This window comes from Shinella sp. CPCC 101442 (assembly GCF_024704725.1).
Taxonomy (GTDB): Bacteria; Pseudomonadota; Alphaproteobacteria; order Rhizobiales; family Rhizobiaceae; genus Shinella.
This window is the reverse complement of sequence record NZ_JALIQS010000008.1, coordinates 35842-54894: the sequence shown is the minus strand read 5'-3', so window position 1 is coordinate 54894 and position 19053 is coordinate 35842. Positions and strand designations below refer to the sequence as shown.

Sequence of the window (19053 nt, the reverse complement as noted above, 5' to 3'; positions counted from 1 at the left end):
ACGCCATTATCGAATTTACTTCAGAGGCAAGTTGCGAGATCCAGTCTACGCATTTTCAATGAAACGCGCCGAATGGACAGCCTCCACAGACGATCGCCGCCTCGCTCCGGGTATCGAAAGAGCTTCATTTTCTTCATTGCGGGCAGGCTTCTCGCCAAACCATTTTCCGTGACCGCCGACGTGAACCCGATCAGCCGCGAGCGTCGCGGCCGGAACATATAGAAATCATGAACCAAACGTAGGCGGCAGTCACCAGGAAATTTGAAGTCCCCGCCGTTGCTCGTGAGATCTCCGCACAGTCTAATGCCTTGCCGGGCGTCGAGCCGAACGCATGACGATCGGGTTAGCGGGGCGCGTTTGAAAAATCGGTCATTTAGGGTGCAGAGACCATCCGGAACATTGAACATCACAAGCGTTTATCGCCCCATCGCAGCTTGCCGGCGCTGACGTAGCTTCGGCCAGAGAATCAGCCAGCTCACCAGAACAAGGTTCACGACGTTCCACAGGAAGCCATGCAGGAAGGCCAGGCGGTAAGACCCGGTCGCGTCGAAGATGTAGCCGGCAGCAAGGCCCCCGCATGCCATGCCGAGCACCGTCGCCATCAGCACCAGGCTGATGCGGATGCCGGCTTCGCGTGGCGGCAGGAACTGGCGGATGATCACAGCATACATCGGGACTATGCCGCCCTGGAAAAGCCCGAACAAGCCGGAGATCACATAGAGCGAGGCTTGGCTATTGAAGAACAGATAAAGCAGCAGCGCCGCCGCCTGCATGGAGGAGCCGAGGATCAGCATCGGGCCGGCCCCAATCCGGTCCGCGACCACGCCGGAAGCGAGACGGCTGACCACGCCAAGCCCGAGCATCAGCGACACGATTTGCGTGCCTACGGCGACGCCGTACCCGAGATCGCCGCAATAGGCCACGATGTGGACCTGCGGCATCGACATCGCCATGCAGCACGCAAACCCCGCGACGACGAGAATGCCTTGCAGCACATTGGGCTTGAGGCCGAGTTCCTCGCGCGCCGCTTCGGTCGCCGCCTCGGCCTCGGCATAAGCCGCAGTCTGCGGGCGCCGCTTCAGCAGAAGTCCGATCGGCACCATCACCAAAGGGACGAACAGGCCGATGCCTATATGGGTGGCCCGCCAGCCCTGCGCCGTTACAAAATGCTCGATAATCAGCGGCCATGCCGCGCCGGAGAGATAGCTACCCGAAGCGGCGAAAGTGACGGCAAGTGCGCGCCGCTTGCGGAACCAGTGGGACAGATCGGAAATCAACGGCGAGAATCCAGCGGCGGAGCCAAGGCCAATCACGGCGGAAATCGCGGCGAACTGCCAAATGTTGCTTGTGAAGGCGGCGGCGATATAGCCGATGCAGAGCAGAAAAGCGCCAATCAGCACCGGTGCGACAATGCCGACTCGATCTGCGAGGCGTCCCATCGCCACCCCACCGAAAGCGAAGCCTAGCATGGTGCAGGTATAGGGCAGCGAGGCGCCGCCGCGCAGCGTGTCGAATTCGAGCTGGAGGGTCGGCAGCACCACCACGATCGACCAATTGCCGACGCACGCAACAGTGCCAAGAATGAGCGTGAGCACCAGCCGTAACGTGGCATAGCTTGAATCGACGCCGCCGACTTCGATTCCACTAGGCGCGCTCATCCGCTTCTCCAAACCTGCCATGCCGAGTCCGTCTTCAACCCGGTTTTGTACATTGAATGCGATTGGATTTGCAGTGTCGATAGGGCCCGCAATCTGGACTTTTAGCGCCGTGGCACTTGTTGTCTCGCTCACCCGATGGACTGGGTGAGTCCAACTGGCAGAACTCGCCATTTGGGGGGCAATTTAATGGGAAAACGTCGGCGGTCTTCAAGGGATCAGAACCACTGATCCTTTGTTGCTTCAGTCGGAAAGTCGCGCTCGCGCCGCCAGGAAGTCAAGCATCACCCTCACCCGGGACGGAAGCGTACCGCCCTGCCCCTGAAACACCGCATGGAAAGTCTCGCGATCTCCTGGGTTGAGGTGTTCGACAACGGGCACCAGCCGCCCGGCATCAATGTCGCCCCGGACCGTGAACGTCGCCATCCGCGCCAATCCGACACCTGCAAGTGCCAGCCGGCGCAACCCCTCCCCGTCGCTCACACGCACCCTTTCGGATGGCGGCAGCTGGACCGGCAAACCGTTTTCCAGCACCGGCCATCCATCCACAGCCCTGGCATAGTTCAGGCTCAGGCGGTTGTGGGTTCTGAGGTCGTCCAAGCTTTCAGGCTTGCCTTGGCATTCGAGATAGGACGGCGCCCCGACGATCGTCATGGACGTACTGCCGAGCTTGCGCGCGATTAGCGTCGACGACTTCAGCGGACCAGCGCGGATCGCGATATCGACGCGCTCGGCCATCAGGTCGACGACGGCGTCGGTCTGGATAATGTCGACGGCGAGTTCCGGAAACGAACCCAGAAGGTCCGGCAGAAGCGGCATCAGCACATGCGTAGCAAAGGAAGCGCTGGCGTTGAGGCGAACGCGGCCGGCAGGGGTGTCGCCTGCCGCTGCCTGCCTCTCGGCATCATCGATATCGGCGAGGATGCTGGCTGCGCGCTCGTGAAATGCGCATCCCTCCGGCGTCAACTGCAATTGGCGCGTCGACCGGTTGATCAGCCGAACGCCAAGCCTCTCTTCGAGCCTCTGCACCAGCTTGCTCACCGCCGATGGCGTCATGCCGCATTCGCGAGCAGCTGCTGAGAAGCCGCCGAGTTCGACAGCCCTGACGAAGACGGCCATTTCGCCGGAGCGATTGATATGTTGTCGCGCCATGTGACTTCAGCTCACAAATGATGTTCCTGTAAATGGTCTATCTATCAAATCCCCAAGACACCACCTTCCATTTGCCAACGCAGGCATGCTCGCACAAAGGAGTTCGTATGATGGAATACAGACGGCTTGGATCGTCCGGGTTGAAGGTTCCCGCGCTGTCTTTCGGCGCCGGGACGTTCGGTGGCAAAGGGCCGCTTTTCAGCGCGTGGGGCAACAGCAACGACACCGAGGCGCGCCGGATCGTCGACATCTGCATCGAGGCGGGCGTCAATCTTTTCGACACGGCAGACGTATATTCGGACGGGGCCTCCGAAGAAGTGCTCGGCGCGGCGATCAGGGGACGGCGCAGCGACGTTCTGATCTCCACCAAAATGGCGTTGCCCATGGGCGACGGCCCGAACGATGCCGGGTCTTCGCGTTCACGCCTGATCAAGGGAGTGGATGATGCGCTGCGCCGGTTGGGTACCGATTACATAGACCTGATGCAACTGCACGCCTTCGATGCATTCACGCCCATCGAAGAAGTGTTGTCGACACTCGACACGTTGGTCAGCGGTGGAAAAATCCGGTATGTCGGCGTTTCCAATTTCGCCGGCTGGCAACTGATGAAGTCGCTGGCAGCAGCAGAGAAAGGCGGCTATCCGCGCTATGTCGCACATCAGGTCTATTATTCGCTGGTGGGGCGGGACTACGAATGGGAATTGATGCCGCTTGGGCTCGACCAGGGCGTTGGTGCGCTCGCCTGGAGCCCGCTCGGCTGGGCGCGCCTTACCGGCAAGATCAGACGTGGCCACCCCTGGCCCGATGGAAGCCGCCTGCATGATACGGCCTCGTTCGGTCCGCCGGTCGATGACGAAAAGCTCTACGATGTCGTCGATGTGCTTGACGAACTGGCCGGTGAAACCGGCAAGACGGTCCCGCAGATCGCCATCAACTGGCTGCTGCAGCGTCCGACGGTATCAAGCGTCATCATCGGTGCTCGCAACGAAGAGCAGCTACGCCAGAACCTCGGCGCCACGGGCTGGTCGTTGACCCCGGACCAGACAGCGCGGCTCGACAAGGCCAGCCAGAAGACCGCCGCGTATCCGTACTTCCCCTATTACCTTCAGCAAGGCTTTGCTCGCCTGAACCCACCGGTAGTGTGATCCCCTTCCCATTATAACGAGCGGCCGCGTAGGGCACCGCAGAATTGGGATCACGATCTGCGCCAATAACCGCTTGCTAAGAAGCCGGCCGGGTGAGCTTGCCCGGCCTTTTCACGAGGATGCGAAGGCCTGGCCAAACCGGACCTGTCGACGTGGTGCAATCAGTGCAAATCAACAACCTGGGCAGCATCCGGGAGATACGCCTTTGGAAACGCTGCCTCGTTTCACTCGGCTAAACGAAAATCATCACGCCAGCATAGCCGATCGCGATCAGGACGAGCCCGGCGACGAGCATCGGCATCAGGCTGCTGCCGCCGAGGTCACGACCGCTGACATGCTCGCTGGAGAATACCGTGGGTTTAAGCGAGTCTTCCTTGTCCATAGTCATTCCTTCCCCTTTTACACGGCAACTAATACACCACTTGAATGTTGCAAGCGACGTGACCCAACAACGGTGGACAGGGTCATGGCTTTCGACTTCCTCTGCCATGATGGCGGCATGGCCACCCTTACGCGGCAGCCTCCAGGCGTGCACCTGCGAAATGCCCGAGCATTGCCCGGATCGTCTCCGGGTCGGACATTAGGCAAACTGAGGTGGCAAGTGCGTCGGCGATGGCGGCGGACGGCGCTGAGACCGAGACGGACCGCCATGCCGATGCCGCCGGTATGCCCGTTGCGGGATCGAGGATATGGCCGTCGTGGCCCGCCTGATCGAAGGTCGTGCCGAGCGGCGCGGATGTTGCGAGCGCGCGTTGGCGCAACGGCAGGCGTTCGCCCGTCTCCAGGCGTACCGGCCAGTTTCCACCATCCGGCTTGCCCCCGAGCGCCCGCAGTTCACCCGTATCGATCAGGATATTGCTCAGCCCCTCTGCCTCCAGCAGCGCGGCAATCCTGTCAGCGACATAACCCTGGCCGATGCCATTCAGCGTCAGCGCCATGCCGGATTGCAGGGTGATTTCCGTGGCGTCGAGTTTCACCTTCGCCCAGCCGGTCTTGTGCCGCACCGTCTCGAGCGCCCCTGCATCGGGCCTTGTGCCGCCTGCGGCAGCTTCGGCCCAGAGCGCCCAGAGTGGCTGCACAGTCGGATCGAACCGTTCGCCGCTCGCGCGGTGCACGGCACCGGCCAGCGACAGGCAGTCGAGCAATTCGAAAGGCGGCGCTGCAAGATGCCCGTTGCGGTTCAGGCGAGCCAGTGCACTCTGCGGCCGGTAGAGGCTGAGCATATCCTCCAGCCGGTCGATCTCGGCCATGACGCGAGCGGCGATGGCCTCACCATCGGGATGGTCAAGCCGGATTGAAGCGCGCGCGCCCAGCGCCTGTCCCGTCCATTGGCGGGTCGCGCCCGTTGCAGAGGCGCGGGTGGTAGTGGGCAGGATGGCCAGAGCGGCGGAAATTGTGATTAGGCGGCGTCGAGTTATTGCCATGGTTCAACCTCCGGCTTTGTTGGGCAGGGCACGCAGGCGGCCGTCGAAATCCGCATCGTCATCGTCCCCCTGGTCCCCTCCGGCGTCGACCGGCGCGAGAACCATATCATCGGTAATATCGGCGAGCGTCAGCACGCGGCCGCCCTCGACGAGGGCAAAATCCTCGGCCCGCTCCCGGGTGGAAAACGGCACCGCTTCGGGCGCGCCCATGCCGCCGGCGCGCGCGGAGCCAAGGACGTAGAAGGCCTTGTCGGCGACGATCCAGTTGCCGTCGCCGGGCCGGTCCCACGTCGCGCCCGTCTTGCCCATGTCGTTGACATAGACTGCGCGAATGGGCGCGACCTGCTCGGGGCCGCGCATATAGGCGATGGCATCGCGCACTTGGCTGAAGAACAGCGGTGCGGCGTTGCCCTCCAGAAAGACCTGCGCCTTGGGGCCTGGATGTTCCAGGAGGTTCATCTGGCAATAGTGACCGAGGGTCTCGGGCGTCATGTCCTGCGGTGCCATATCCTGAACCACCTCCTCCTTGCAGGCGGCAAGCAGCACGAGTGCCCCGACGAAAAATGCCGAACGAAGCGAAATCCTCACGGCGTCACCTTGCGGAAAGCCGTAACGGCAAGGGCGATGGCGGCGAGCGGCCAGAGGAAGAGCGAGGCGGCCGATTGCCAGAGCGGAATCGCACCCGCCGCACCGCCGATGCCGCCGGCGACCGCGACAGCCTCCGCCGCCGAGAGATTGAAGACGCGGAAGGCATCGGCGGGATTGGCAAGCAGGGCAACGGGTAGCGCCTGCGTCGTAAAAGCGCCGCCGCCGTCCGAAACGATCAACGCAAGCAAAGCCAGATCATAGAGCACCACCGCCACGAGCCAGAGCGCGATTGTAAAACCGGCGGCTCCGGAGGGCCGACGCGCCAAAGCCGAGAGCGCGTAGCCCGCGCCGAGGAAGGTGGCCCCGAGCAGAACCGAGGACCAGATCAGCCGCCACAACGAGCCAAGCCCCCTGATCGCCTCGGCATCGGACCAGACGGCGAGCAGCGCCGCCGAGCCGTAACCGAGCGTGACCGCAAGGGCGAGGATCACGAGATGCGCGAGAAGCTTGCCGAGAAGGATCTGCAGGCGCGAGACGGGGTAGGTGAGAAGCAGCGGCAGCGTGCCGCGCTCCACTTCGCCCGCCACAGCGTCGAAACTCATCAGGAGCGCGAGGAGCGGTACGAGATAGACGGCGAGCGAGGTGAGCGAGGCGACCGTCACCGAGAGCCCGTCCACGCCGACGTCTCCCGTCGGTGCGGCGCCGGCGGCGGCTAGCACCAGTGCAAACAGCACCATCATGCCCGTCGCGATGGAGACCCAGCGATTGCGAAAGGCGATGCGGAATTCCGAAATCGCAGTGGCGAGGATGCGGTTCATTGCCCGTCCCTCCGGCTGAAATGACTGTAGATATCCTCGAGGCTCGGCGGGATCACATCGAGATCGGCGACGTCGCTCGCGAGCGCGGCTATGCGGGCCAAGAGCGGCAGCTTTTCCGCCTGCGCGCAGGAAAGGCGCAGGAGCCCATCCCCACCAGCAACGGCGTCGGGAAAGGCCGCCGTCAGTGAGGGCGCATGGGCGTGCGCGGCGCGAACAAGAAAAGAGATAGGCAGTGCAGCACGGCCGCGCAGATCGGCGAGCGTACCCTCCGCCACCAGTTCCCCGCCTGAAAGAATGAGGATGCGATCGGTGCGTGCCTCCACCTCGGTCAGCACGTGGGAGGAAAGCAGGATCGCGGTCCCCTCGGCAGAAAGACCATCCAAGAGATCGTAGAAATCGCGCCGCGACACCGGATCGAGACCGGAGGTCGGCTCATCCAGCACGAGGAGACGCGGGCGGCCGATCAGCGTCTGCGCGAGGCCGACACGCTGGCGCATGCCCTTGGAGTAGGTGCCGATCCGTCGCCGCGCCGCCTTCTCCAGCCCGACACGGGCAAGAAGCGCCATGGCCTGCTTCGGGCTTTCACCGCGCATCGCGAGATAGTGGCGAAGCTGTTCCTCTCCGGTCAAAGCCGGGTGAAAGGCGACATTCTCAGGCAGATAGGCCACCTGCGCGCGCGCCGCCGGCGAACCGGGCGCCACGCCGCAAACCGTCACGTCCCCGCCGTCATAGCGAATGAGGCCGAGGACGATCTTCATCAAGGTCGATTTGCCCGCGCCATTGTGGCCGAGCAGGGCAGCGCGCCGCCCCGCCTCCAACGTCAGCGAGACGGCTTTCAGCGCCTCCACCTCGCCGAAGCGCTTAGTGAGCCGAGAGATTTTCAGGGTCGGTGTCATCATAATTTCCTTCGGCCCAGCGACCGGCGGCTTCGGCTTCGTAGCCGAGGATTTCAGGCGGGACGGATATGGTAAGAGGCCGCATCAGCGGCGCGCTGTCGCGCACGCCGCCAGGCAGCGTCGCGGGAAAGTCCCGCTGGCTCCAGCGCACGAGTTGCACGGCGGGTGACCCGATGAGCAGACTTGCCGCCGGCTGCGACCAGAGGATCTGGTCCATCAGGTCGTTGGGACGGTAGAAACTGTCGGCGATGCCGTCGCCGTTGAGATCAAAGGCCGGGTGGTCGGACCAGAAATTGCCCCTGCCCTCATGGCTCCATTCCATGTTGCGGGTGCCGACATATTTCACCTGCTCGCGGTTGGCGATGAAGGCGTTGCCGGTCAGCACGTTCTTCTCGGATCCGGCGGTGAAATGGATGCCGATGCCGCAGCCCTCGAAGCGGTTGTTCCAGATCAGGTTCTTGTGGGCATTGTAGATGAAGAGGCATTTCTTCGTGCCGCCGCGCACCAGATTGCCCGTGACGTCGGCGTTGTTGGCATAGTTCAGCATCAGCCCGTGTTCACGGTCGCCGAGGCTCAGATTGTTGAAGATCTTCGCCTTGTTGGAGAACATGATGGCGAAGCCGAGATGGTTGCCGATCGAGATATTGCCGGAAACCTCGGTGTTGCGCGTGTACATGAAGTGCACGGCAAAACGCAGATCGCGCATGACGTTGCCGCGATAGATGCTGTCGGCGCTGGCATTGGAAAAGATGCCGTCACGGCCATAGCGGATGACATTGTTCTCCAGGAGCGTGCCGGGGCTGTTCCAGACATAGATGCCGTTGCCGCGCTCGTTCATGCGCGGGCTTTCGATCCCGATGATCTCGTTGCCGCTGACGACAGCATCGTGGCCGCCATGCACGTCGATGCCGTGCATGTTTCCGGTGACGAGCAGCTTTTCAACGCTTGCCCGGTCGGCGCCCTCCAGGATTTTCACCCCGGCATCGAGATCCTGGTTGACGCGGCCCGAGCCGGTGACGGTGAAACCCGTCAAGGTCACGTCGGCAGCGGAAATCATCATCACGCTGCCCCGCCCCTGCCCATCCACCACCGCACCGCGGGGTCCGGAAATAGTGAGCGATCGGTCGACGACGACGGGGCCGGCATATACCCCGTCGGCAAGGATAAGCACATCGCCGGGTGCAGCCCCGGCGATGGCGGCTGCGAGGCTGCCCGCGCCCGGCACGACGGCACGCTCCGCCGCCGCAAGCGGCGAAGCGAGAACAAGGCCGATCAGGAAAACGGGCAGCCGCATCATTCAGGCGCCCTTCGGTTCCACGAACATGCGCCCGCGCATTTCCATGTGCAGGGCATGGCAGAACCACTGGCAATAGTACCAGTAGACGCCCGCATTGGCGGCGACGAAGGTGACGGAACTCGTCATCTGCGGTCCGACCTCCATGGCGACGCCGTGGTTGCCCATGGTGAAGCCGTGCGTCAGGTCATCGATCTCGTCGAGATTGGTAACGATGACAGTGACCTCGTCGCCCTCCTTCACGGTGAAGCTTTCCTGGCTGAAGCTCGGCGCGACCGACGTCAGGTAGACGCGAACCTTGTTGCCGTCGCGGATGACGGCGTCGGTCCACTCGTCGATATTGACACCGTCGGCCTCTGCCTGCTTGCGGGTTTCGGCCCACATCGGGTCCTTGCGGTCCCATACCGACTTTATGTTCGGCAGGATCGAAGGAGCGACGGCGATGGCGTCATGCGGCTCGGCAAAGTTCGGGCCATCATGCACCAGCACCATCTTGTCGCCGGAGATATCGATGAGCTGGTCGTTCTCCGGCTTCAGCGGACCGACATTCAAGAAGCGGTCCTTGGAGAACTTGCACAGGCACACCAGCCAGTCGTTGGAGGCATCCAGCGTCTCGCCCATGACCGTCTTCAAGTGGCCGGGCTGATACTGGACGTCGAGCTTGTCCTTGATCGGGTTGATCTTCTCACCGGCATAGGCGCGGATGGCCTCGTCGATGTTCCATTTCACCACCTGGCTGTCGAGGAAGAGCGAGGTATAGGCATTGCCGCGACCGTCGAAGGCGGTGTGCAACGGACCGAGGCCGAGTTCCGGTTCCGCCACCACGGCGCTGCGCGGCTCGGCATTGTCGTAGAAGATCGCGTCGAACTTGGTGACGTCGAGCACGGTGACGGTCGGCGAGAGCTTGCCGGCCACGCACAGGTGCTTCCTGTCCGGTGCCATGTTGCAACCATGCGGGTTGTTGGCGATCGGGATGTAGCGCGTGAAGAGCGACTTGGCGTCCTTGCGGCCGTCCACGACCTTGACGCCGTTGACCTCTTCATACTGGCCCGCGGCGATCGCCTTCTCGATTTCAACGAGATTGAAGACGACGACATGGTCCATCTCGGACTTGGTCATCTCTTCCAGCGACATGCCCATTTCGGAATTGTACGAGGTCGAGAACGCCCACTTGCCCTCATAGTCGGCATCGCAATTGTCGAGGTTGCCGGAAACCTTCACCTGCCAGGCGACCTCCCACTTGTCGGCATCGACAGCAGTGAAGATGTTCACGTAGGTCGAGACGTCGGTCATGGTCGAGCCGTCATTGATCAGCGGTGCTTCATCCTCGCCGTTGCAGAAGACGTAGTTCGAGCGTGGCCATTTCTGCGGACGCAGGCCGTGGATGCCCTTGGCGTTCGGGATTTCCAGGATGGCATCGGTCTTCATCACGTCGCAGCGTACGCGGGCCACGCGGGTATTGGCCTTGTCGTTCATGAAGAGATAGCGGCCGTCATACTTGCCTTCGGTGAAGGACATGTGGACGTGATGCAGGTCGCCATTGTCGTGGATGTGCTTGCCGTTTGCGGCGAGCTGCTTCTTGGTCTTCTCCGTCATCGTGCGCTGGTGGATGCGGATCGATTCATTCGTCTGGCCCCAGCCGGTGGCCGAGCAGCGGTTGAACACCGGCACACGCATCAGTTCGCGCATCGACGGGATGCCGAGAATGCGCATCTCGCCGCACTGGCCCGAGGACCAGAAACCGTAGTAGTCGTCCAGCTTGCCGGGCGCGACGGAACCGTCCGCCCCAGAGGCAGCGCGGGCCGGGGTCGAGAGACCCGCAGCCCCCAGGCCAAGGGCCGCCGGCCCCATCGTGCCGGCAAGAACCGCCGTTCCTGCCGTGGCGCTGAAGAGCGCGCGGCGGCTCAGCCCCTTGTTTTCCTTCGATTCCATGATCGACTCCTTCTTCAGTTAACTTTTGCTGCGGGTTGGTGGATCGGCGCGCCGCCCGGGCTTGCCGCGAGCTTGGCCCGCGACTTCATCTTCTTGATCACGACGGGGCACACCGTTTCGGACTGGTAGAGAACCTGGCAGTGCAGGCAGTTGATGCACTCGTTCGGATTGATCTCGCCGGTCTTGTGAATCGCCTGCACCGGACATTGGATGGCGCAGGTCTGACAGGGACTTCCGCATTCGTGGTAGCGCTTGAGCCAGTCGAACATGCGCATGCGCGCGGGTATGGCGAGCGCCGCACCGAGCGGGCAGAGGTAGCGGCAGTAGAAGCGCTCGACGAACAGCCCGGCAACCAGAAGCGCCACCGCATAGGCCACGAACGGCCAGGCGCGAATGAACTTCAGGATGATCGCCGTCTTGAACGGTTCGATCTCGGCCAGGTGCTCCGCTTGTTCGACACTCATCAGCGACACGCCGAAAAGACCGAGGAAGATCATGTATTTGATCGGCCAGAGCCGTTCATGCAGACCCCAGGGCAACGTCCATTGCGGAATACGCAGCTTGCGGGCGATCTGGTTGGTCAGTTCCTGTAGCGCCCCGAAGGGGCAGAGCCAGCCGCAATAGGCCCCGCGTCCCCAGAAGAGCAGCGCGGCGGCAACGGCAAACCACAGGATGAAGGTCAGGGGGTCGAGCAGGAAAGCCTGCCAGCTGAAGCCGCCCACCAGGCTGCCGAACAGCGCCATCAGGTTGACGACCGAAAGCTGCGCATTGGCATACCAGCCTAGGAAGACCAGCGTCACCGTCAGGAAGACAATGCGGAAGATGTAGAACCCCTTGGCATTCTTCACCGCATAGCTCTGGAAGAAGAAAACCCCGGTCAGCACCACCAGCATGGCGCCGAGCACGATGATCTTCAGCCTGGAATCCTGCCAGATGCGTTTCCACAGATCGGCCTGCGCAGCCCCCTCGCCGCGATCGGCAACGGCGACAGCCTCCTTCACCGGGGGCGCCATGGCGTGAAGGTATTTCTGCGGCAGCTGATAACCGAGGTCGAAGGTATGGAAGACCTTTTCGATCGGCCCGACCTCACGGTGTGCCAGAAGCTGGATGCGGAAGGGTTTGGCCGGATCGAAACCGAGGCCAGCGGGAATGCGGAACAGGTCCATCTCGGTGAATTCAGGCGCACCGGCAAGCGCGATGCCGCCAAGGCGACGATGATCGCGGTCGCGAAAGCGCACGGACACATCATCCTGGATCAGCACGATACGGTCGAAGATACCGCCGCGCACATAGCCCGAGCCCTTGAAGGAATAGAGACCCCGCGCCATCACGGCGATGGCGTTCTCGCCTTCTTTCAGCCAGCCCTGGAGATTGGCGTCTTCGGCTGGGCCGAGCAGAGCGCCACCGATTGCGGGAACGGAGACCAGCGCCGCCTGCATGTCGATGAAGGTCGTTTGCGGCGCTTCGACAATTGCACGGTCGCGCGCTCGCTCATCAGGATGCGCGGCGAAGGCGGCATTGACCTGCGCCACGTCGACCGACAGCCGGCGCAGTGTCCCGTCGCCCTCGGCCTCGATCCAGTCCGCTGGCCGGACGGCGGCCGGATCGATCTCGAGACGAGGACCGGCGTTTTCCGCTTCGGGAGTAAGCCCACCAAGACCAAGCGCCCGCGCGACCTTGAGGCCCGAACGAACGATCGAATCGTCGATCACCATCACCGTCACGGTCGCGCCGGAGATGATATCCACCTCATGCGCCGTGCCGCCGGATTTGGCCTCCGCGACGAGGTCTAGCCCGGCATAACCGGCCACCAGCGCCTTCACCTTGGCATCGGGAATGCCGATGAGCACGATGGGTTCAGAATGCTTGACCAGCCGCACGCCGATGATCTTCGCGTCCGTTCCCACTGCCACGAGCGTGTGGATAGGCTTGCCGGAATAACCGGTCGTACCAACAAAATCCGAGGTTACGAAGACCCACGCAATCGTCCTTCCGCCCTTCAGCACCGGCGCCACCGCAATATCGTCGCGAACGGTGCCGAAGCCATCCGCGCCCGGCACGAGATCGGAGGCCATGGTGGACGGCAGATGGTCCTGCAGGACCGTGCCGGCATTCGCAGAGAATGCGAAGCACAGGCCAGCACAAAGGAAAAAAATTAGACGGAATAGTTTCATTCCAGGGCATTCCCGCAGATCGTTGCGAGAGCATTGGAGCGTTCACGCCAAGCGGTCGTTGACTTGCGTCAAACAAGTGGCAACTAGTCAGGCCACATCAACCGATAGCGCACTCCTTAGGCACAGATACTTTGTCCTTAAAGGATCTTGAACGGACCTGACCCGTGAGCCGCAGAACCGGAGGCCTAGGTTACGGACCAAACGTGACAATAGCCTTGAGGCATCCGAAGCCTACTGATCATCACGGGGTGCGCGCCGACCATCCCATCATTGAGCTGGTGCTTCAGATGCCAACGGAATATGCGGAGGGATCCAGCTCGTGAGGCGCACATCCCTTTCAACCCAATTATGCGCCGCGCCATGAAAAAGCAGGCGATAGCGGCTCTAGCGCGCTCGGATCGTGGTGGATCGATATGCCTTCGGCCCAATGCTCAGCATATCGACTGTCGCGAACATTCTGGCGAAGGTGTAGGGCGCCATGGCGTTGGCATCCGGGTTCATCCACCGACGCATTGATCGCGGACCCCAAATCGATCGCCAACAGCACTTTGGGATCCGCGATCGCTTTGCCGCAGACGCGGGCGTGAGCAACGCCGCTGAACCCGCCCGTCTTTCCACAGTTGCCCACCACACGTGAAGTGGGTATCGAGGGCGAAACAAGTGGGGAAGTCGTGCCAGATGAATGACGATTGGGGACATTTCGACGAGGACCTGGAGCGCGCTCGCGTCGCATGGCTCTATTTCATCGGCGGCCAGACCCAGCAGGAAATCGCACAGCGCATGAACATCACGCGGCTGAAGGTGAACAAGATCATCGGTCAGGTGCGCGAATCCGGTAGCGTGCAGGTCAATGTCAGCCTGCCTTTGACCGACTGCATCGAACTCGCCGAAAAGGTCTCCGCCCGTTACGGTCTGGTCGATGCCATCGTGGTTCCGGACCTGGACGATTATCTCGAGCAGAAGAGGGTGATCGGCGAGGCGGCCGGCTCGCTTGCCAGCGACCTGATCGAAGGCCGCGACATGGGCGTCGGCATCGGCTCGGGGCGTACCCTAAGCTTTGCCGTGCGCAGCCTTCATGCCCGGCCGAAATCCGAAAGCTGGGTGGTCGGCTTGACCGGTGGCGTCACCAGCGGTTCGGCCACCAACACATTCGAGGTGGCAACGGCCTTTGCGCGCGCACTCAACGTTGAATGCCACTATCTGACGGCGCCGATCTACTGCGCCAATCCCGAAAGCCGCAATGCGCTGCTGCTCAATGACGAGCTGACGGATGTGTTGGCACGCACCGAGATTGCCGATATCGGCATAGTGTCCTGTGGCGCGCTGGCGCAGGATACGTCGCTGACGCAGATCCGCGTGGTGAAGGACAATCTCGACACGGTGTTGAAGCGCGGCGCGGTCGGCGAATTCATGGGGTGGTTTCTCGATGCGCGTGGCCAGGCGATCGATCATTTCCTCAACGACTCGATCATCGCGCTGCCGCCGGACAAGCTGAAGCTGAAACCCATTTCCGTGCTGGTTTCCGGCGGTATTCGCAAAATCCCTATCATCAGGGCGATCCTGCGCGCCGGCTATGTCAACCGGCTAGTCACCAATGAAGGTGTCGCGCGGGCCCTGCTGCAAGGCCCGCGCTGAACATTCAATCAGGCAAGCGCCTTCTGAAGTGCAGCCGCCATGGCGCGCAGTGTCACGAAGGTCGAGGCCGCACCCGGGTCAATATGGCCGACGGAGCGTTCGCCGAGTTTGGCGGAACGGCCACGGCGTGATTCCAGCGCCGCCGTTGCCTTCATGCCCGCCTCGCCGCCATCGCGAGCGGCAACCAGCACGTCGAGCGCCGAGCCACCATCCTTCGCCGCCTTTTGTCCGGCTTCGACCGCCGGTACCCAGGCGTCGATCATTGTCTTGTCGCCTGGGTCGGCGCGGCCGCGATCGCGAATGCCCTGGCAGGCGGCACTCAGCCATTCGGCCATGCCGGCGCCATCGAGGTTGAGGCGGTGGCTGACAGCTGTGCCGGCGCGCAGGAACGCGGTTGCGTAGAGCGGACCGGAGGAGGCGCCGACCGCATCGAGGAAGGCCTTGGCCATGCGCTTGCAAATGCCCTCGATCGTCTCGTCGTCCTGGCTGTCGTCCAGCGCGCTCTGTACGGCCTTCCAGCCGATCTCCATTGTCACGCCATGGTCGCCGTCGCCGATCACGCCGTCGAGTTCGGAAAGCCAGTTCTTTTCCGCGATAATCTCGTTGCCGACCGCATGCATCATCGTCTTGAAGATCGCCGGCGTGACGTCGCCTTCGGTCAGAAGCTCGCGCGGCTTTTCCTGCGCGGCTGCCGTGCTCTCGACAACCTTGGCGGTCTTGCGGCTGCGCGCGGCAATTCCGTCGGTCCTTTCGAAGGCGCCGACGACGAGGGCTGGCGTGCGGCAGGGGTGATCGAGAAGCGCCTGCAACGTGTCGTCGAGCTTCATCAGCGTGACGGAGGCGCCGGCCATTTCCAGCGAGGTGGCGTATTCGCCAACCCAGGAAGCATGGATTTCGACATCCAGCGCGTCGAGCCGCTGCTTGGCGCGACGGAAGATGAGGTAAAGCTCGATCTGCGACGTGGCGCCGAGACCGTTGACGAGAACGGCAACGCGCTCGCCAGCCTTCAGGCCAAGCTCCTTGATGACCGCATCGACCAGCTCGTCGGTCACCTCGTCCACCGGCGCAAGCTTCTGGCGGCGGATGCCGGGCTCACCATGGATGCCCATGCCGATTTCCATCTCGTCGTCACCGATGGTGAAATTTGGCTTGCCGGTCTGCGGCAGCGAGCAGGGGCTGAGGGCCACGCCCATCGAGCGGGTCGCCTCGTTCGCCGCTTGCGCCAAGGCTTCAACACGCGCCAGCGGCTCGCCAAGATCGGCGGCAGCACCGGCGACCTTGAAGACGAAGAAGTCGCCGGCAATGCCGCGGCGTTCCGATTTTCGCTCGATGGGAGCGGAGGCAACATCGTCGGCAACGGCCACATGACGCACGGCGATCCCGGCCTGTTCCAGCTCTTCCGCGGCCATGGTGAAGTTCAAGACGTCGCCGGTATAGTTGCCGTAAAGCATGACGACACCGACGCCACCATCGACGGCGCGCGCCGCTTCGACGATGTGCGACGGGGAGGGAGAGGCGAAGACGTTGCCGACGGCGGCCGCATCGGCAAGGCCGCGCCCCACATAGCCGGCAAAGGCCGGCTCATGGCCGGAGCCGCCACCGACGACGATGCCCACCTTGCCGTCACGCGGACCATCGACGGCGACGACGGCCCGTCCGGTCGAACCTTCCACGCGCAGCATGTCCGGATGCGCGCCGACCATGCCTTCGATCAACTCCGCTATGATGTATTCCGGCGCGTTGATCAGCTTCTTGGTTTTGACTTCCTGGTTCATTCTCTTGTCTTTCGTCAGATCGATGCGGCGGCTTGTATCAAGCGTCACGGCGCAGATAACGGCGGGAAATAGCGTCGAAGGAAATGGCGAGCACGACAATCGCACCCGAGACGATGCCCTGCCAATAGGGCGAGACGCCGAAGAGCACGATGATGTTTTCGATGATGGCGATGATGCCGGCACCGAAGATCGCCCCGATCGGGCTGCCGATGCCGCCCGTCGTGGCGACGCCGCCGATGACGGAGGCCGCGATCGGCGCCAGAACCCAGGTTTCGCCAATGGACGGCTGGGCGGTGCCGAGGCGCGCAACCATCAGCACGCCGGCCAGTCCGGCAATCGCGCCGGCCACGCCGAACACGAGAAGGCGTATCTTGTCGACCTTGATGCCGAGCATGCGCGCACCGGCCTGGTTGTTGCCGATAGCGTACATGTAGCGGCCGAACGGCGTCTTCAGCATGACGAAGGTGGCGAAAGCCAGTGCTGCGAGCATGATGAGGAAGGGAACAGGCACGCCAAGCACGTCTCCGCGGCCGAGATAGTGCACATCGCGCGGGATTCCGGTGATCGCGACGCCGCGCGTCAGCACCAGGTTCGCACCGCCGAAGATTCCGGCGGTGCCGATGGTGAGCACCAGCGAATGCAGCCGGAGCACGGTGACCAAGAGGCCGTTGAGAAGGCCGAGACAGCCACCGAGCAAGATCGCCAGCAACATGGCCGAATAGGGCTCGAAGCCGAGCCGCACCATAAGGATGCCGGAGATGACACCGCACAGGCCGCCGATCACGCCGAGCGACAGGTCGAGCTCGCCGAGCACCATCAGCATGGATTGCGCGATGGTGATCAGGCCGACGAAGGCCAGCCCGCGGGCGATGACCGACAGGTTGTAGGGCGTGAGGAAGTAGGGAGAAATCAGCGCGGAAAGCGTGAAGATGACCGCGAGGGCGATAAAGACGCCGGCAAGCGGGCTGCGCGCCAGATGCGCGACGGCGCTGGTTTGCGTGGGGCTAGTTTGCATGGGCTTTCGCCTCCGTGCCGAAGATGGCGCCTACGAGGGTTTCATTACTGGTGTTTGTGGTGTCGAACTCGCCGGTGATGCGGCCATGGTGCATGGTCACGATGCGGCTTGCGCATTTCTTGAGTTCGTCGAGTTCGGAGGAGACGAGGATGACGCCGACGCCTTCTTCGGCCAAACCCTTCATGATCTTGTAGATCTCGGTCTTGGTGCGGATGTCGATGCCCTTGGTGGGTTCGTCGAAGATCAGCACGCGCGGTCGGGTTGCCATCGCCCGGCCGATGATGGCCTTCTGCTGGTTGCCGCCGGAGAGCTGCGAGATGCGCTTGCCCATGCCGGAGGTGCGGATGCCGTAGTCGTCAACGATTTTCTGCACCGCCTCCCGCTCGCGGCCACCGCTGATGCCGAACGAGCCCTTGGTGAGCGAGAGAATAGAAATTCCGATGTTTTCGCGCAGAGATAGCAGTGGGAAGATGCCGTGGTGCTTGCGCTCCTCCGAGAGGTAGAGCATGCCGCCGTCGACCGAGGCGGATGTGTCGTTCAACGTCCAGGGCTTGCCCTCGACCGTCACGGCACCCGCCTTGGCTTTCAGAAAGCCAAAGACCGTCTGCATGACTTCTGAGCGCCCGGCGCCGACGAGCCCGGCAAAACCGAGGATCTCGCCACGGCGCAGGGTAAAGCTGACATCGTGGAAACGGGCGCCGGAAAGCCCGCGCACATCCATAATCGTGTCGGTAACAGGCCCTTGTGGGCGAAAATGCTCGTCGAAGGCGAGGTCACGGCCGGACATGGCGCGGATCAGGTCCGCTTCGCCGATGTCGGCAATCCGGCCGTTTTCGACCTTTTCACCGTTGCGCAGCACCGTGTAGTCGTCACCGATCGCAAAGACCTCGTCCATTTTGTGGCTGATGAAGACGATGGCGTGATCACGGTCGAGCAGGCCGCGGATGACCTTGAAGACCCGGTCCACCTCGACGCGCGTCAGCGATGACGTCGGCTCATCGAGGATGAGGACTTTCATGTCGGCATTGGTGCAGGCGCGGGCGATCTGCAGCAACTGCTGGTCGGAGACCGAGATGTTGGCGACCAGCGCGCGCGGATCGGCCTCAATGCCGAACCGCTCGAGATAGGTCCGGGCGTCCTCGACGAGCGCACCACGATTGACGAGAAGCCCACCATGCCCCGTGCGTTCGAACGGCATGAAGAGATTTTCCGCAACGCTCATCTGCGGGAAGAGGTTGAGCTCCTGCGGCACATAGGCGACGTTCTTGTAGAGGCTCGCATCGTCGGCCGGGTCACGCCCGCCGATCAGCACCTGGCCGCGCGACGGACGGTCTGTGCCGGTGAGGATCTTGACGAGGGTGGATTTGCCCGCACCGTTCTCGCCGGCGAAAATGTGCGTGCGGCCGAGTTCGATCGACAGATCGACCCCGTCGAGAGCTGTCACGCCGGGAAAGTCCCGGCCAAGGCCGCGGGTTTCGAGATAAGCCATGGGATACCTGCGCGCAGGATGAAGATAGAAGAGGCGCGGGAAAACCCGCGCCTCGCGGCAA

15 protein-coding genes are annotated in these 19053 nt (G+C 62.7%); 2 read left to right on the top strand and 13 right to left on the bottom strand.

What is annotated here, in order from left to right:
- Positions 1–416: 416 nt before the first annotated feature.
- Entirely contained in the window at positions 417–1658 is a 1242-nt protein-coding gene (locus MUO32_RS23755; RefSeq protein ID WP_257950853.1) for an MFS transporter, read from the bottom strand.
- Between the two features lie 240 nt (positions 1659–1898).
- Positions 1899–2807 carry a LysR family transcriptional regulator gene (locus MUO32_RS23750; protein WP_257950852.1) on the bottom strand — a complete coding sequence of 303 codons (909 nt, stop codon included), beginning with the start codon at positions 2805–2807 and terminating at the stop codon, positions 1899–1901.
- 110 nt (positions 2808–2917) lie between these two features.
- Here MUO32_RS23750 and MUO32_RS23745 point away from each other — a divergent pair, with 110 nt between their 5' ends.
- On the top strand, positions 2918–3952 hold the full coding sequence (locus tag MUO32_RS23745) for an aldo/keto reductase (protein ID WP_257950991.1): 1035 nt from the start codon (positions 2918–2920) through the stop codon (positions 3950–3952).
- Positions 3953–4184: 232 nt separating this feature from the next.
- On the opposite strand, the gene MUO32_RS23740 is transcribed toward MUO32_RS23745, so the two are convergent.
- The 8 genes from MUO32_RS23740 to MUO32_RS23705 form a co-directional block, all read right to left on the bottom strand.
- The gene (locus MUO32_RS23740; protein WP_257950851.1) at positions 4185–4334 is read right to left on the bottom strand and encodes a hypothetical protein; all 150 of its coding nucleotides are present in this window, start codon (positions 4332–4334) and stop codon (positions 4185–4187) included.
- Positions 4335–4461: 127 nt separating this feature from the next.
- A complete protein-coding gene (locus MUO32_RS23735; RefSeq protein ID WP_257950850.1) occupies positions 4462–5376 on the bottom strand; it encodes an FAD:protein FMN transferase in 915 nt (304 codons plus the stop codon).
- Between the two features lie 3 nt (positions 5377–5379).
- Positions 5380–5964 (bottom strand): nitrous oxide reductase accessory protein NosL, encoded by a 585-nt coding sequence (locus MUO32_RS23730; protein WP_257950849.1) that lies wholly within the window; start codon positions 5962–5964, stop codon positions 5380–5382.
- Positions 5961–6782, bottom strand: a complete 822-nt coding sequence (locus MUO32_RS23725; RefSeq protein WP_257950848.1) for an ABC transporter permease — start codon at positions 6780–6782, stop codon at positions 5961–5963. The genes MUO32_RS23730 and MUO32_RS23725 overlap by 4 nt, the downstream gene beginning before the upstream one ends.
- Positions 6779–7678, bottom strand: coding sequence for an ABC transporter ATP-binding protein (locus tag MUO32_RS23720; RefSeq protein WP_257950847.1), 900 nt, complete (start codon positions 7676–7678; stop codon positions 6779–6781). Before MUO32_RS23720 ends, MUO32_RS23725 begins: the two co-directional genes overlap by 4 nt.
- Positions 7644–8975, bottom strand: a complete 1332-nt coding sequence (locus MUO32_RS23715; protein WP_257950846.1) for a nitrous oxide reductase family maturation protein NosD — start codon at positions 8973–8975, stop codon at positions 7644–7646. Before MUO32_RS23715 ends, MUO32_RS23720 begins: the two co-directional genes overlap by 35 nt.
- Positions 8976–10904 carry a TAT-dependent nitrous-oxide reductase gene (gene nosZ, locus MUO32_RS23710; RefSeq protein ID WP_257950845.1) on the bottom strand — a complete coding sequence of 643 codons (1929 nt, stop codon included), beginning with the start codon at positions 10902–10904 and terminating at the stop codon, positions 8976–8978.
- A 14-nt stretch (positions 10905–10918) separates the two neighbouring features.
- Positions 10919–13078 carry a NosR/NirI family protein gene (locus MUO32_RS23705; RefSeq protein WP_257950844.1) on the bottom strand — a complete coding sequence of 720 codons (2160 nt, stop codon included), beginning with the start codon at positions 13076–13078 and terminating at the stop codon, positions 10919–10921.
- A 678-nt stretch (positions 13079–13756) separates the two neighbouring features.
- Between MUO32_RS23705 and MUO32_RS23700 the strand changes: the two genes are divergently transcribed.
- The gene (locus MUO32_RS23700) at positions 13757–14713 is read left to right on the top strand and encodes a sugar-binding transcriptional regulator (RefSeq protein ID WP_257950843.1); all 957 of its coding nucleotides are present in this window, start codon (positions 13757–13759) and stop codon (positions 14711–14713) included.
- A gap of 8 nt (positions 14714–14721) precedes the next feature.
- On the opposite strand, the gene dhaL is transcribed toward MUO32_RS23700, so the two are convergent.
- From dhaL to MUO32_RS23685, 3 genes are read right to left on the bottom strand one after another with little or no spacing between them, the layout of a single operon-like run.
- On the bottom strand, positions 14722–16488 hold the full coding sequence (gene dhaL / locus MUO32_RS23695) for a dihydroxyacetone kinase subunit DhaL (RefSeq protein WP_257950842.1): 1767 nt from the start codon (positions 16486–16488) through the stop codon (positions 14722–14724).
- 37 nt (positions 16489–16525) lie between these two features.
- Positions 16526–17503, bottom strand: a complete 978-nt coding sequence (locus MUO32_RS23690; RefSeq protein ID WP_257950841.1) for an ABC transporter permease — start codon at positions 17501–17503, stop codon at positions 16526–16528.
- The gene (locus MUO32_RS23685) at positions 17493–18992 is read right to left on the bottom strand and encodes a sugar ABC transporter ATP-binding protein (protein WP_257950840.1); all 1500 of its coding nucleotides are present in this window, start codon (positions 18990–18992) and stop codon (positions 17493–17495) included. Before MUO32_RS23685 ends, MUO32_RS23690 begins: the two co-directional genes overlap by 11 nt.
- Between the last annotated feature and the right edge of the window lie 61 nt (positions 18993–19053).